Consider the following 14,786-nt stretch of genomic DNA (forward strand, 5'->3'; position numbering starts at 1 on the left):
TACTTCTAACCGTTAGCCGGGGACGTACACACACTTGGGAGGCCGTACCCCGCCAGCTACTTCAGTGTGAACGCCGCGTAAATACCTCCATCGGCGCTCGATCCGCCAAGTAACTTAATTTGCCCGGCTTCGAGCTGCAGCACCGATTCGCTACGCATCGTTTTTACCGACCACTCGCCTACCTCAGTTGGATTGCCCTCAACGCGCGAGCATTCAAGCTGTAGCTTTACGCGGTGCTTCGATTCGGCCGGCTCCACGGTTAGCCTCAAAATCGTGCCAGTAGGTATGTCTTGAGTTTGTCGGACCAATCCGCGTTGGGGAGAGGTGGTGATGGCGCTGGTTACGGAAATTTGCTTGCCAATCTGCACATAGCATTCGTAACCCTCTAACGCCGAAAGGCGTATTGTTTCGATAACCTTGACGTCATCCGCTTGGCTTTTCAGCTTCTCAATGATCGAATCGTGATCAATGGAGGCGGGGCCAACCTCCTTAGCTTGAAAAATTGTCACTTGAACATCGTAGCTGCGAGCGATCGAAGTCGTCTCGGCCACAGCGGTTGGAGTGTCTTCTTGAGCAAAATTGATCTGGCTGTAACACAGAACCAGAAAGACAAATGAGAGGTATCGCATCGGTATATGCCTCAAGGCTAGGGACTAATTGCAAACTTGGGAGCTGACTATGGTACCAAAGCTTGGCCCGCTTCGCTTAGGATTCCTCAGCCTTAGCGAGTAATTCCCGAAGCAATTCGTCCTCGGGCCAACGTTCAGTGGCAATCTGGAGTTCCGCAAGAGCTTCTGATTTTCGACCTAGTGCCAAATATGCTTTGACCATCAAATCGTAGGCGTCGATCGCTTCACTGTCTAATTTTAAAATTTCCCGACAACCTGCGATGGTTGCCTCATAATCTTCGAATGCAAACAGGACCTCAGCTCGACCGAAATGTGCACTAGCGTCATCTGGTAATAAGGCCACCATCTGATCGGCGTGGTGGGTCGCTTCGTCTCGCTTTCCTAACTGCGTTGCTGAACGGGCAGCCACCATATGTGGAACGACATAGCTAGGATCAAGCTGAAATGCTCGTTTCGCATGTCGGAAAGCAGCCTCAAAATCACTCTTGATCAGACTCATGTGGCCAAGGATTGCATGCCCATGCGTGTCATCAGCATCCAGCTCCACCATTCGACGAGCCCACTTTTCTACATCTTCATCAAACTCGGGCTTGGCCAGCAACTCATAGCAAAGCTCGAAGTAGCACTGATAAGCATCACATTCGCCGGTCATCACGTTGGCTGCCTGACTCCCTAACTCAGTGGCTGGTCCGCTGGCAATCCCTATCTTTGACGCGGCAATTTGTTGCATGCTAATATCATCTAATTTGAAGAGATTCAGCTTGCCCTTCAACGGAATCGGCTTATCTAAAAAACGGCCATTAGTCATTGTCCAACAATAGGGTCCGAAGGCAAACGGGTCGTGCTCATGCTTATTTCCATACAAAGAAACGTCAACCAAATCGGCCAGCCCAATGATGGCGCCAAATGGCAAATGGCTTGATGAGAAAAATTCACAACCGCTCTCTTTGCGATAGGCGTTGACTTCGGATTGTGATGCGGAAGCATGAATCGCGATCGTACCACGATAATCAGTACTCCACGTCCTGTTCTCTGTTTGCTTGACATTGGCAACCACAGCCCAGGCAAAGGGTTGACGAATAGACAGGCATCGGGAAACCAGCGTCATGATGAGCTCGGGTAAAGATTCGGGAAGAAGGGAAGCCCAGCGATTCTAAGCTGGATTGCCCTGGTTGCCTGCGCTGACTTCGCAAGAATTGCATTTCTGTCAGAGCATGTTCGCGTCTGTTACAATAACCAAAAGAGACTTTCGCTGTTTGTCGGTTCTGATTCTGAGCAAGGTGCTGCTATGTATCGAATAATAACTATTTTGTTGGTCATATTTTCGGCAGCAGGGTTCATGTTGTACCATCGCAACTCAGCCAACAAACCAAAGCCTAACCACAATTGGGAACAATGGCACGAACGACGCGTCGCCGCGCTAGAGGACCATTTGAGTCGAACTAGTTTTGCCGGTGGTGATCCGATTACGCCTGAGACTGCCGAGGAGTTCATCAAGGGTATTGAGCACGGCGACTATGGGCTTCGTCTTTTTGTCGAACGTTTGCCTTTCTCAGAATACCAGAAAGTTATGCAACACTTCCTGGATAAATTTCCAGTTGAGGATTTGCATGCTCGGCTCGCATATGAAGATAACCGAGGGCGGTTGCAAGCTCACAGTCGCAAGCACAAATCTGATCTGGCTCCAATCGCAGCAGCGTTGCATGACGACTGGAATGCATATTATTTGCCCAATGACGGACGTCCATTGGAGCAATGGAGTCGACCGTTGCCAAGCGAGCAAAAGGTCCTGCGAAGCCGGCGGCAGCAAGCATTAGAGATTCTTCATCGCGATCGGCTAGAAGCTTTCGCAAATCAAGATTCTTTTGGTTTTGAGCGAATACCAAGTATCGATCTGTATGATCTTCGGATTTATCCATCTCAACTTGTCTCAACACCTGAGGCTCTTCCCGAGCAATTAGAAAGCAAGAAACGCGTTCGCGACTTATACGACAACGAGAAAGAGTGGATCGCTGCGGTGGAGAAGGAGTATCCGCGTTTTTTGCACCTGAGTATTTATCACCAATTTGGTAAGGCTACAGCGTTCACATCGAAGTTCCGAAAAGCAAGTGGTTTCGAGCCTCATTATGTGCACAAATCGGTGAATTGGCGTTTTGATGTCTATGAGGATCCAAAGCCTTATGTATGGCATGTTCAGTCGCTGGAACTTGTAAGTTTACTCAAATTTGAACACCCAAGAGTTTATGTGTCTGCGGAGTTGCCGAATATGTCCGTGCTTAAGAATGCAAGCACGCGGGAATTGGATTCGTTTGAGCAGGATGGGCTTGGGCAACTGTATCAAGGAAAGTTTCTGGTCTCACAGGAGAATCTTGTTGAGCTACGCGTTTTGGGGTCTGTTCGAGCCGGGAAGACGTGTCTCGAATGCCATGCAACAAAACAAGGTGAGTTGTTAGGCGCGTTTTCCTACAGGATTAAGCGTCTACTTCCAGCAGGCGACTCTGTGGTCTACCAATCAACTCTCGGACGTTAATGGACGATACTTCTAACCGACTGCAAATCCCATTGAACCGAAGTCAGTGCTATGGTTACTTCGTCAAGTTAAAAATTCTCGAATGATTGAAATCCACGAGCCGACTACGCCTTTGACCGAGCGACCAAATACCCTGGTGCTTTCGTACCTGGGAATCAGGCGAGCGGTGGGAGTAAGCGGATTATCGCTGCCAGTGGTCTTAGGCCCAGTCGGATGGCTGTTGGGCATCGAGATCCAGGACAACATGAGCAGCTACTACCATACACCGCTGCGGGACGTGTTTGTCGGGACACTCTGCGCGATCGGAGTCTTCTTGTTGTGCTATCGCGGCTATGACAAAGTAGAAAATTGGACGGCTAATCTAGGCTGCGTATCGGCTATTGGGATAGCACTGTTTCCCTTGGACGCTGGCAGCGACCCCTTGGTGCAGAAGTCCATCGTCGGGTATTTGCACACGGTAAGCGGTGGTGTGTTTTTTCTTACGCTCGCGTTTTATTCGCTGTATCATTTTCCCCGAGATTCACAACGCGAAAATGATCCTCACTTATTTGAACGCGCTTTTGTGTATCGATGCAGCGGACTAACGATCTTAGCGGCGATGCTAGCCATGGGCGGATACTTGTTCTTACTCGACAACCCATGGAAGCAATGGTTCAACAACTACAATTTCTTGTTTTGGATGGAGTGGATCGCCGTCTGGGCGTTTGCGTCAGCTTGGTTGGCCAAAGGCCGAACGATCCTAGCCGATATCGCGGTCGACGTTTTAGCCTATTCCCGAGAACTAGCCCTTCAACAGATTCATCGACAACTGTAGGTCCTGAGATAGTTGCAATCGTCAGTGTAGTTTGTGTGCCGTTTAACGCCTCAAATGGTCACTCACAAATATCTCCGCCGCCAGAAGAACCTTTTCATCCGGAATCCAAATCGTGATGTAAGGTGTGCGTGAAGAGGAAACGACTTCTAATACCTCAACTATGCCGGGGATCGATATCCGCTCGCCAACATTCAGCGGTGTTCCCTGATAGTTCTCAAAGTATATATCGCGATGGGGGGCTCCATCCATTCGAGCAGAAAACCTCCGACCTGCGACCGACTTAACTTCAAAAGTCGCGTTGATTCGAGCACCTGTTACCGGGTAGCCTGGACTGGTGCCGGATAAAGGGGAGTTAGGAACTTCTTCGGCGGAATCGGTACTAATACTGTTTTGAGGCATAGCTGATTGGAGCACGCCAATCGCCCCGTCGCTAATATGCTCCGCGGAAATCCAAGGTGTTTTCCAAATTGGTTCGGGTTCTTTTAGCGCACTTAAGAGAAGTCGGAGCGCCTCCAGGTGAGTATCTCTATGTTGAACGCTCTTGAAAATAAAGCAAGGCTGAGATTCATGGTCAAGTCGCTCAAAAGGTGGCGTTGCGTTCGCGTCGAATAACGAGTTTCGCTCTATAATTGCGATAGACCTCTCAACCTTAATGACTTCTTCCGTTGATTTCTTCTGGTCTGATTCTGCTTGCTCAAGACCGGCAGCAAGAAATCGAAAGTTGAAACTTTCGTCGCCCCGCAGCAAACTCGCAATCGTCAGCAACAGAAGACATATCGGCAATTTCATTGTAAACATCACTGGCTCGTCCTCGCAGAAAGCTAAAGTTGTTTTGATTGATGAGTTTTGAAAATCTCGTGTCTTTTCAGATTGCAGTCTCAGGACACAAGTCCTAAATGACACACTGAGGAGTTGCAACTTTGAAAGCCACCAGTGTTGGTCGACGAGTCGAAACAACTGCACGACCACTCCCGGACGCTCAAGTTGCATGGTAGTAGTATAAGCATTTGAGGTTATCGTCGCCATGCAAGAATACGATCTCGCGATTCCCGTCCTGCCCTGCCGGTCAGTGGACGCAACCCATGAGTTCTACCAACGACTGGGCTTCCATGGCCGTATTTGGGGGCCACCGCACAACTATGCGACTTTGACACGAAAGTCAGCGGAGATTCACTTTTTCACTTATCCGGAACTTAAGCCCGCTGAATCGATATCGGGATGCTACCTGCGAGTGGTTGATGTCGACGCAATCTATCGGGAGTTCTCGGTGGCTGGATTACCCAGCAACGGTATCCCTCGCATCGATAAGCTTGAAAACAAACCGTGGGGTATGCGGGAGTTTGCCATCGTCGATCTGGATGGGAATCTAATAAGAATCGGGCAGCCGATTGAGTGACAGAAAGGGCCAAACCATTTTCACAGCAAAGGCGTGGCGTTATCGCCCTCAGGCTTCTCGATGTTATCCAGCAAAACACGCATGATTCAGCTAATTTCCCTAAGTTTGTCATGAAGGCAAGGGGCCGTCCCGATCCGTGGCATTGCTCGGGCTCACCGCTTTGAAGCTGGTTTCAATATGCTTGTCAGGAAGCAATTGGAGCATCAGCGGAAATGGCGAAAAGACTAGCCACAGTGCATAAGCGGGAAGTTGTAACAGCGTTGCCACCAAGGGTGAGGGAATTGCACGCTTATGTTTGGGTTTTGGGTATCGAGTCTTTCGAAATCCCGATGCACGATAGGCAGTTGCGAGGTCCGAAAATGTGGCAAATGGATATATGATTTCAGAGTATGGATCTCTTGAATTGTTGTCGCGATAATTCGAAAGAGATAAGCTGATGGAAATAAAACCAAACGGAATGCCCAAGAGCAACCAGTGTTCCGCCAACTCAGTGAAATTTGCGAGGTAGGCGAAGGTGAGCAGTGAAACGGCGGCAATCGGTTGCTTGAATGACCACAGCCTTATCGATGTTTTTTCGACACGACATTCCGAAGCAAGCGCCAAAAGCAAACGTTGAAAGTAGTCCCATTCCTGCTTGGTCAACGATGCATAATGGTCTTTGCAGTCATCGTAGTGGTACCAAACAGCACTCGCCACATGACGCATAACTGGGTCATCCAAGTCTCGATACACGTCGAGTTTTTCATCGAATGCAAACGCGGAAATCTCGCTAGCAAGAAATGACCGAATTAGCGTTGCTAGCGAGTCTCGGGTCGGCACGACAATTTCAGAGACCGCTTCCGAGAGAAACGACGGCGGATGGTATGGATTGAGCGGCATGTTCATGATTGGTTTCTCAATATCTCATTGCGTTCCTTGAAGCAGATTGTACCACCATCTAATTACCAAGGATATTCGTTGGGTGACTTTTGGGGAGCAATGATATGACACAACTACTTAATTCGAGAGAACGTCGCATCAGGTATCGCATCCTTGCCAAACTCTTCGATGAATTCTCGCCAACTGTCTTTAACGAAATGAGGCTTGCCTTCATGGATGATGATTTCCATGTCTTCTAAAAGGGGCTCCACGAACGAACCGGAAGAGGCCTTTGTTGATAGGTGCAGAATGCTTCCGTTTCGGGCCCATGTTCCCCAAGCTCTTGCATGTTCGCTAAAGCATCCTGACCAATGGCAGTCAAATGTCCCATCTCGATTCAGAGTCAGGTATTGGTTTTCCCCCAAGCCATCACCAAAGTAGTACTCGCCAACCAGCTTCGTATCGATAATCGAATTACGATGAGGCGATGGAGGTCTAAGAAAAGCCGGCTTTTCGTAGAAGTACACTCCGTATAGATACGCAATAAAACCAACGAACAGTAACACGGTTGCGGCGAGAGCAATTTGCTTTTTGTTCATCGGACTTCCGCAACGTAAAGATTCTCTCGAGAGGAAAGCCGGTTGCTTCCCTACGTTCTTATTCTTGTGTGATATAATGCTTGATTGCTTTCGCCAAGACGCTTCCATCACAATTCACGAAGTATACTATACGGTTCAGGATGAAGCGAACTTCTTCCAATCTCTCGGTGTCGGAAGTACTCATCACGTCGATGGCAATCACCAGAAAGTCATCAGTCTCAATATAGGGAAATATGCCAAGCCCCAACGCTACAGATGGCGGAATGCATGGTAATAAATCTGCATCGAAATCTTGATTTAGGATCTCGCTGGTGACATCTTGCAGCGCTCGTCCACAAAAAAGACAGCGAGTAGTGGCGTCATGCAATTCAGCGGACAGAAATGGTTGGCATGCATTGCATCCAATTCCATCAGGAGGAATATCCGAAGTAGACATACTCATCCCTCACAAATCCTAAAATGTGATTCGATTCTTCAATGACTTTCGCGATACCGACACCAACAGTTGGTTCCAAAACCAAACAGCAATACAGCCATTGCAACAGGCACAAGTGCGAAACCTGCCGATGAAGTAAAGTCTAATGGCTCAGCAAATCCAGCGACAAAAAATACCGCTATGACCACTGGCAACCATCCGAGGAATCGAACGTATGGGATTAGTCCAAGCGAGAGACCAACTAGCCCTCCGAAAACACCAACATAGATTGTGAGCAATCCAAACTGCCCTAGATTCTCTTGAGCGGAAAGCGGCGGCGAATAGAAACTATCGAGTAACACAAAGGCTGCGAAATGCCCAATGCTGCAGGATATTGCTCCAAACAAAAAGCCAAATACGGCTATTGCGAAAGCCAGATGCAGCCGTGAACGATCCCGTGAGTGCGATGACTCTCGTGCAAAGTATCTAATCGGTTCGTACGGATTCATACTCATTCCGTTGCAGCCTAAATCTATCATTAAAGTCAGAACATTAGGAATGTGCAGTGAGGGATCGATCCAAGCGGAAAACGGTAATCTCGGGACGGACATTGAAGCGGACCGGTAGCAAATGTCCAACTCCCCGATTGATATACATGCGGCGTCCGCCGCTGAGTTCATATTCTCCGGATACATATCGACGGTTGTTGACAGGCAATCGTGGCGGGGGAAGAAACGGAGGCTTGCATTGGCCGCCATGAGTATGCCCAGCCAGTATCCATCCAGAATAGCTGCCCCAGCCAGGCTGATCTGCTGTATCCGGGTTGTGGCTGAGCACAACTGAGGCCGCGTTATCCGAAAGGCCCGCAAGTGCCAATGTTGGGTTAAACTGACCAGCCCACAGGTCGTCCAGTCCAACGAATGTCAGCCCATCAACGTCAACTCTCTCGTTTCGCAACACTCGCACGCCATGAGTTGCGGCCAAATCGGACAATCGGTCTGCATGTTCATAATCGCGTACCCCTGGGCCATAGTCATGATTTCCCAAGACGCCCAAGGTTGCCAGTGAACCGGTGGGGATATGTGCAAACAATTCCTCTGCATGCTTGAGTATGCTTGGATCGTAGCTTGTGAAATCGCCAGTCAATGCCACGAACTCAGGGGCCATCAGCTTGACAGTAGCAAAGACTGCTTTGAGGTAGTCGTCATCCACCTGCCGCCCAATGTGCAAATCGCTTAATTGAACTAGGGTGCTTCCAAGGAGTCGATGCGGCAAATTACGAATTTCCAGCGAGCGTTCTACCACCTGCACCCAATGTGGTTCGACCTTCCATGTATACATACCTGTTGCGAACGTGGTCGTGGCGACTGCAAAGAATCGGCGGCGAGTGATTTTAGGTACTAGCATGGGTTGCCGTTGGGGAAATAATTATTCATCTCAATTCGTTGCCACCGGAAGGCGGTCCTAACGTTGGGATTTCATTTTGTCTCAACAGAGAGTCGAAATGCTCCTGCGGATGCCCATTCAAAAGAAACTCCTTTTGCCGTCTGCCATCGAAGTACCATACGCCTTGCATGCATTCAAAGCAAATTTCCAGTTCATAGAGATGGCCATTGGCCATGCCTCTCAAACCATGCCTCGGGCTGTAGCACGACATTATCTCATCTTGGTCCATACGAATCGCATTGGCAAGTACTTCGAGCACACGCTCTATTTGCTCGCGATCGTCAATACGAAGCTCGCCTAAAACTCTCCGGCCATGAAAATTCTCTGCTAATTCGTCTTTTCCGCCAATTGGATCTAGTGACAGTAAAAGGAGTTCGTCCGCTAATCTCAGGTGAGCATTCTGGAAGTCGTAATCGCGCGGCAGGCGATACCAATGTAGATACAGCAAGAATGCGACCGGAAGTAACACAATCGCAACTGTTATCATCGGACGAGTTTTCATAGTAATCGCATTTGGCCGATTCAGTTTGCTTCGCCGCGAATTTTTGTCGTCCATACAGCTCAATTTGCAGGTGACTTGTCAGGCAGTCTTAATCCGCATCTGTGTCCGTGTCACGCCGATCCATAGCATTGCTTTGAAGCGTAGACTCCAATGAAACGAACGGGAAAGCATGGTCCAACAGGATGCCACCATGAATCAGTCCAATGAACCATCCTCCCAGCATACAGATCAATCCAAGCCCGCTAGTACTGTTGTAAAGGAATCTTCTGTCGTCTGAAATCGCAATCGCAATGAACGCACCGACCAAAAACGTCCCTGCCATCCACCAACAGATGGGTTGCCCAAGCACAAGCTTACGTCGATTGCCTCGCGACACAACAATATGAAACATTTTGGCGACGGCAAAGATTGCAACGCTTGCGGCAATGCTCCAGACGCCAGCAACCAACCTGTCAGTAAACGTTAATGGGATAGAGTTTATCACACGTATGAAACCTTTGTGCTAGTCTTGCGAAGTGAGGAGGTCTCAATTCGAGGTCTCCCTTACATCCCGGCTTGTCGTCGGCGTAGTCCAAGGATGTAACGGATTGCATCACCAACGGTTTGAATCGTTAACGCGTCGTCTTCAGCAATCGACAATTCGAAATCAGTTTCAAATTCCATTACGAATTCAACCATTTCTAAGGAATCGAGTCCGAGAGAAAGGAGTTCTCGTCCGGAATGGATCTTGTCGGGGGAAATACCGTGCCGATGTTCTGTAAACGATTTGATGTCGTCGAGGAGTTCCGCAGACAAAACAATTAGATGTCCGCAGTTTGGGCATGTTGCATCATTTCCTGGCTCGGAAAATTCAATCTCGAAATTGCTACCGCACAGTACGCAATGTCCCGGTAGCCCTTCGGGAGTTCGGGATGAAATTGTCATTTGCAATTTCCCTTTAGGTAGAACCTACCTACCTTTAAGGTTTTCCCAAAACGGCACATACCGTTTTGGCTGGAAATTAGCGCCTTGCCGAAGGATGGCTGGAAACAAGCGTTTGAGCCTTGTTTTCGCTAGGTATTATGAGCAGTACCCCCAGCAGGATTCGAACCTGCGACCTCAGCTTTAGGAATCCAAAATCAAGACATTTGAATCTCCTAAAAGTGACGCTGTTTTTCCAGGACTTTATTGATCGTAGCAGACAAATCCGAGCTATTCAAGAGTGATCAATTTTTATCAATGTTTTTCAGTTTTTATCGGTATTACACTCGCGCAAGACGGTACGTGAAGTGTTCCATAAGGGCAATTAATCCATCATCACATGTCAATTCAATCGCGAATCAGTTGGTGTTCTTTAATGATGAAACGACGCTTTTAAACGTAAGACTTAACTCTCTGATAAACGTCTTCTAACTAGTGCATCGAAGCAGATAACCCAATGGACCGGGTAATCGTTTAAGAATGTATCGTAACCGCACAGCAGTCTGCCGACGTATGTAGTATCGCCTACCATCGCCGGATCGAAAATCGTCGTTTTAGCATTGATGACGTTCAATACTCGGTTAGGAAGTAAAGCTCGTAAGTAGATCAAATTTACCTGCTCGTTAACGCGGCTCAAACTCAAATCTGAATCAAAAAAAATCCGTTCATCGATCCTTTGATGAGAGCGTCTATGGCCAATTGATTTTGGTCGCGATCGATTGCAACGTACTGTGGAACACGCCAGACCGGATAAGCAATTCTTCCTAGTTCCCGGAGCGATTGCTCGCCTGCAGGCGGAGCGATGTATGACTATGGTACGCGATGTGAATCGCTGACTTCGTTGGTAAATAATTACCGTTTTCGAATTAGACCAAGCTGCGTTTTGAAAATCTCGGTGCCGACTTTGGAGATGGACAATGCATAGAAACTCCAGGCACCTGTTGCACTGCCCACAACATTCGTGAATGACCGAAGAGTGCTCGATTCAATTAAATGCTGATGATTTTCAAAGCCGCTGGGATAGGGCAGGGTCGACACGTTTGATGCTCCTGAGGTAGAAGGAATGGCTGCGGTCAGTTTTCGGCTGGCAAGACAATATGATTGTAGCGGGCAATGTTCCAGACGTGGCTGAGCAGGCCTATTGCTGGCTGGAATAGCTGTCAGCAGCGTTTTCCGCTTTCGCCATTTCGCCAGCTTCCATGTAACCACGAATCTCTTCCACTTGATCATCGTGGTCTACGAGGATCATCGTGTTCCAATGCTCTGGAATAAGCCTCCTTGAAACTAGTCCTTCCAAACGCTTGAACGGCGCGTCCGCTGCTTTCATCGCATATCAGACTGTAGCAGCCGAGGTCGGGGCTTTATCGCAGAATCAGATCGAGGGAACGGTAACGGAGTTGATGAGTGATGAACGAATCATCGTCAAGCAAATTCGAGTGGCTGCAAGATCGAATTCGACCACCTAAGTCATCTCGGATGATTTGGGTGGCGGCGAACTGCTAACAGTGGCGGGATGCAATGGAGAGAGAGCTCAGAAAGGTTATGCCATCATCAATTTATTTGCTGATCATATAGAGTGGGAAGGTGGAAACGTGAATGCGCTCAAGTTCCAGATTTCCGTTCACAGCAAGACCTCAAATGCCGAGTTATCAGATACAGGCCAGTTGGTCGCAGGTCGATATTTAGAAGATTTATTTGTCTTCCAGCTGCGGCCAGGCAAGTACTACTCTGCCATCGGTCACGAGCCAGTAGTGTGGTGTTCAGCCTTATAGCGACAGGGCACAAGTAAAGCGTCCGAGCTGCCGGAAAGCCAGCCCACAGCTTTTTTCTAGAATCTGTCTTGTGACTTCATCTGCCAGCCACACGGCGGTGATTTGTCTCAGTAAAATATGGTTGCCGAATCGTTCACAGGAACGTCACATACTGATCTTCAGGCAACAGACAAATTTTAGGCTCGTCAAGATTCCAACCTTCAACCCAACTGCTTTGCAGCTACGTAAAGGGCACAAACCATGTCACCCATGGGAACGAAGTTCGCGCGCACGTTGCGAATAATTACGAGCATACTCGTTCACACAACTATAGGCCCCGACTTCTGGGAAGCATTCCTTCCCAGCGTTCCTCCCTAACCGATGGAGAATCCATATGCGATCTTTCTTTGTCTGCTTGATTCTATGCTTGGCGACAGTAGTCGTCGTTCACAACTCGACGGCGCAATCCAGTTCCGAAAAATCCGCTTCGCCGCCGAAAATCTATCGTGTTATCGAACGAATCGAAGTCGATAAACTAGGTCTAGACGGTAAGTTGCCTCCAAGCCATTCGGACGAAGACACTCTTGAGCGTGGACTAAACCTGCTTTATGCTGATGGCTGGGAACTGGTTGCAGTGGAGGGCGGACGGATGCGGACATTTAACGGCGGTGCTGATGCCGCACTTGAAATCCGTCCTTCATATATTTTCCGTCGGTTGCATCGCGGCGAATAGCAATGCCGTGCAGCTGAGGACGGCTGACAAGGTTTCACACAAGAAAAATCAATCGACCGTCCAAGGTGACTGCCGCCGTTCGTTGGCTAAATCGCAGCCAAGAATTTGTCTCCGACAACTTCCACTATTGCTGCAAGAAACCTGAATAAAATTTAGTTGCTGATACTCCAAACATTGACAACTTAGATGAGCACTGCAAAGACTTCACTCCCACTTGACCGGCTTGCGTTAACGCTTTCGATTGCGGGCGTTTTGCTCGGAATTGTGGTTTCGGCAGTTGGGCGAGTTTACGATCGAAATTTCACGATGCATGGATATGGTCTGTTTGTCGCGTTCTCCATCGCGGCAATTGTCCTTGGAGCGATTACCCGTACTTCCGAAATCGGAAAGACGGCATTGATCACATCCTCTATACTGCTGATTGGATCAATTGTCATTGTCGGATAAAACGTCTGTGACTTGGGGGAAACTCGATACTGAGCACTGCTGTGCAATCGGCGACGCTAGTATCGACCGTCGATAAAGCTGCATAACTGATAAATGCACCGAATTTGCGGATCGGGCGGTTTCAAAAATCAAAGTCTCCTTGCCGCAACGGGGTGATTTGGGTCGTTCGTCGATCGAGGAATATGAAGCTCTCTGTCTTTGAGTCGCTTGCAATTGTCACATTCGCGGCACTTACCCTTGGCGGATTGATGGCGCATTCCAGCATAACCTGGGCGTCAATATCAGCCAATTTCCTGCTCATAATCGCTTGCGTTATTTCAGCGCTCGTATCAAATGGGCCTCATCGCGCTTTTGCAATCTCATTCCTTGTGCCGGTTGTCGTCTATTGGTGCATCGTGCTGTGCATTAGTGACCATGAAATGCATATTAACTCTGGTCGATTGCCGACTTCCCAACTGTTTCAAGCAATGCTTAAACCGAAATATGTGGGAGGCGGACTAACAGGAACCCAAGTGATGCAACGCATAAGGCATGCAGAGTCGCTTATGCCGTGTGGACATTCTGCTGTCGCTGTTGCAATGGGATACCTCGCGGGAAAGTATGGCCGGTTCATCTACACGTTCACCCGAAGGAATTGACGACGAACCATGACATCCATGAGAGGACGGCATGCGGCGTTGGCTCATATCAAGGTCAGCTGCTCGTCCTTGTGTGTTGTCCACCGTTCGTCGCGGCTGGAATGGATTTTTCGAGGAAGAATTCTTACCCACATAGATGATATCAGTATAGAGGCTCGTATGCTACGCACAGCAAGCCGCGAACCTATGTCGCATTCCCTGTTTCAATCCAGTTTCATTGGGGGGGAGCGGATGTTTCACGGGTCTGCCGAGGCATTCACGTCATACGGAACAATTACCTCAGCTAACCCGTTTATGATTCGATGGTTATGTCGCTCGATTAAATCACCTCTCACTTACAATGGAAGCGAAAAATGAATAAGTGCTTTATCTGTCTTGGTGTCGCGGTTGTTACCTGGGTGGGCTCCGGTGTTTCGAGTGGTGACCAGGACCAACTAACAGAGATTCCCGAGTTTGAGTCCGTCCAGCAAAACGACGACTATAAGATTTCCCTTCTTGGCGTTACGCGAGGGATTGCATTCCTCGATACGCAAGAACTTGTTAGTGATGGTGGGCGTGCCCCCGGCAACAATGCAGTTCCATGGATGCGTGTGGCAACTGCTATCGAGAAACTCACCGATAAAGACGAGCCGTTGGGCTTCAAAGCCGAAACCGCTGTCGGTACGGAACTCCCTGGAAAACTCAGAATTGAAACGAACGGTCACATCCACACAAGCCAGATCAGGGGACTTGCGGAGATGGATCTTCAGTATCCGCCCCTTCGCGCTGCCATCTTCCCAACAGAAATACCGAAAGGCTCATCGCCGAAGACTAAGGTCTACCTATTCATATTGTCGGGCGACATTCCAGAATCTGATGGTTTCGCCTTCCGTTTTTCGTTTGGTGATGAAAGCGACCGGCGCGAATTAGTTTTTAAGAATGTTCCGATGCCTTAGGCCCAGCATCGGACGTCTTTTCCATAACGCCATATCAAACGCGAACAGGGAGTACCCGCACTTATAGCCACCTAGTCACGCCACCGGACTGAGCGGCTGAGCGAGCGCCGTGAATAGTCCGAACCTGGAAATC

The 14,786-nt window shown here is 48.8% G+C and carries 18 protein-coding genes; 6 read left to right on the plus strand and 12 right to left on the minus strand.

From position 1 onward, the window contains the following. Window positions 1-56: 56 nt before the first annotated feature. Together SH302x_RS26690 and SH302x_RS26695 are read right to left on the minus strand one after the other, a co-directional pair. Window positions 57-629, minus strand: a complete 573-nt coding sequence (locus tag SH302x_RS26690) for a secretin GspD/PilQ domain-containing protein (protein WP_479366156.1) — start codon at window positions 627-629, stop codon at window positions 57-59. A gap of 76 nt (window positions 630-705) precedes the next feature. Then, window positions 706-1,737 carry a tetratricopeptide repeat protein gene (locus SH302x_RS26695; protein ID WP_479366157.1) on the minus strand — a complete coding sequence of 344 codons (1,032 nt, stop codon included), beginning with the start codon at window positions 1,735-1,737 and terminating at the stop codon, window positions 706-708. 180 nt (window positions 1,738-1,917) lie between these two features. Here SH302x_RS26695 and SH302x_RS26700 point away from each other — a divergent pair, with 180 nt between their 5' ends. Together SH302x_RS26700 and SH302x_RS26705 are read left to right on the plus strand one after the other, a co-directional pair. Further along, window positions 1,918-3,159 (plus strand): hypothetical protein, encoded by a 1,242-nt coding sequence (locus SH302x_RS26700; RefSeq protein WP_479366158.1) that lies wholly within the window; start codon window positions 1,918-1,920, stop codon window positions 3,157-3,159. Window positions 3,160-3,241: 82 nt separating this feature from the next. Then, window positions 3,242-3,973, plus strand: coding sequence for a hypothetical protein (locus SH302x_RS26705; RefSeq protein WP_479366159.1), 732 nt, complete (start codon window positions 3,242-3,244; stop codon window positions 3,971-3,973). 42 nt (window positions 3,974-4,015) lie between these two features. Here the strand turns inward: SH302x_RS26705 and SH302x_RS26710 are convergent, their stop codons facing one another. After that, window positions 4,016-4,771, minus strand: coding sequence for a hypothetical protein (locus SH302x_RS26710; protein ID WP_479366160.1), 756 nt, complete (start codon window positions 4,769-4,771; stop codon window positions 4,016-4,018). Window positions 4,772-4,997: 226 nt separating this feature from the next. Between SH302x_RS26710 and SH302x_RS26715 the strand changes: the two genes are divergently transcribed. Continuing rightward, window positions 4,998-5,369 carry a bleomycin resistance protein gene (locus SH302x_RS26715; RefSeq protein ID WP_479366161.1) on the plus strand — a complete coding sequence of 124 codons (372 nt, stop codon included), beginning with the start codon at window positions 4,998-5,000 and terminating at the stop codon, window positions 5,367-5,369. 108 nt (window positions 5,370-5,477) lie between these two features. Here SH302x_RS26715 and SH302x_RS26720 read toward each other — a convergent pair whose 3' ends face one another. From SH302x_RS26720 to SH302x_RS26760, 9 genes are all read right to left on the minus strand, one after another. After that, window positions 5,478-6,254 (minus strand): hypothetical protein, encoded by a 777-nt coding sequence (locus SH302x_RS26720; protein WP_479366162.1) that lies wholly within the window; start codon window positions 6,252-6,254, stop codon window positions 5,478-5,480. Window positions 6,255-6,361: 107 nt separating this feature from the next. Beyond that, window positions 6,362-6,826 carry a hypothetical protein gene (locus SH302x_RS26725; RefSeq protein ID WP_479366163.1) on the minus strand — a complete coding sequence of 155 codons (465 nt, stop codon included), beginning with the start codon at window positions 6,824-6,826 and terminating at the stop codon, window positions 6,362-6,364. A 58-nt stretch (window positions 6,827-6,884) separates the two neighbouring features. After that, complete coding sequence (locus tag SH302x_RS26730; RefSeq protein ID WP_479366164.1) at window positions 6,885-7,268, minus strand: hypothetical protein; 384 nt, start codon at window positions 7,266-7,268, stop codon at window positions 6,885-6,887. A 32-nt stretch (window positions 7,269-7,300) separates the two neighbouring features. Beyond that, window positions 7,301-7,756 carry a hypothetical protein gene (locus SH302x_RS26735; protein WP_479366165.1) on the minus strand — a complete coding sequence of 152 codons (456 nt, stop codon included), beginning with the start codon at window positions 7,754-7,756 and terminating at the stop codon, window positions 7,301-7,303. A 37-nt stretch (window positions 7,757-7,793) separates the two neighbouring features. After that, window positions 7,794-8,648 carry a metallophosphoesterase gene (locus SH302x_RS26740; protein ID WP_479366166.1) on the minus strand — a complete coding sequence of 285 codons (855 nt, stop codon included), beginning with the start codon at window positions 8,646-8,648 and terminating at the stop codon, window positions 7,794-7,796. Window positions 8,649-8,673: 25 nt separating this feature from the next. After that, on the minus strand, window positions 8,674-9,189 hold the full coding sequence (locus tag SH302x_RS26745) for a hypothetical protein (protein WP_479366167.1): 516 nt from the start codon (window positions 9,187-9,189) through the stop codon (window positions 8,674-8,676). 88 nt (window positions 9,190-9,277) lie between these two features. Continuing rightward, window positions 9,278-9,673 (minus strand): hypothetical protein, encoded by a 396-nt coding sequence (locus SH302x_RS26750; RefSeq protein WP_479366168.1) that lies wholly within the window; start codon window positions 9,671-9,673, stop codon window positions 9,278-9,280. A 59-nt stretch (window positions 9,674-9,732) separates the two neighbouring features. Further along, window positions 9,733-10,113 (minus strand): acyl carrier protein, encoded by a 381-nt coding sequence (locus SH302x_RS26755; protein ID WP_479366169.1) that lies wholly within the window; start codon window positions 10,111-10,113, stop codon window positions 9,733-9,735. Between the two features lie 1,174 nt (window positions 10,114-11,287). Then, complete coding sequence (locus SH302x_RS26760) at window positions 11,288-11,476, minus strand: hypothetical protein (protein WP_479366171.1); 189 nt, start codon at window positions 11,474-11,476, stop codon at window positions 11,288-11,290. Window positions 11,477-12,294: 818 nt separating this feature from the next. Here SH302x_RS26760 and SH302x_RS26765 point away from each other — a divergent pair. From SH302x_RS26765 to SH302x_RS26775, 3 genes are all read left to right on the plus strand, one after another. Beyond that, the gene (locus SH302x_RS26765) at window positions 12,295-12,633 is read left to right on the plus strand and encodes a hypothetical protein (protein ID WP_479366172.1); all 339 of its coding nucleotides are present in this window, start codon (window positions 12,295-12,297) and stop codon (window positions 12,631-12,633) included. A 186-nt stretch (window positions 12,634-12,819) separates the two neighbouring features. Beyond that, the gene (locus SH302x_RS26770; protein ID WP_479366173.1) at window positions 12,820-13,080 is read left to right on the plus strand and encodes a hypothetical protein; all 261 of its coding nucleotides are present in this window, start codon (window positions 12,820-12,822) and stop codon (window positions 13,078-13,080) included. Between the two features lie 991 nt (window positions 13,081-14,071). Then, complete coding sequence (locus SH302x_RS26775; RefSeq protein ID WP_479366174.1) at window positions 14,072-14,653, plus strand: hypothetical protein; 582 nt, start codon at window positions 14,072-14,074, stop codon at window positions 14,651-14,653. Window positions 14,654-14,786 lie beyond the last annotated feature (133 nt).

It is taken from the genome of Njordella calcicola, assembly GCF_056494125.1.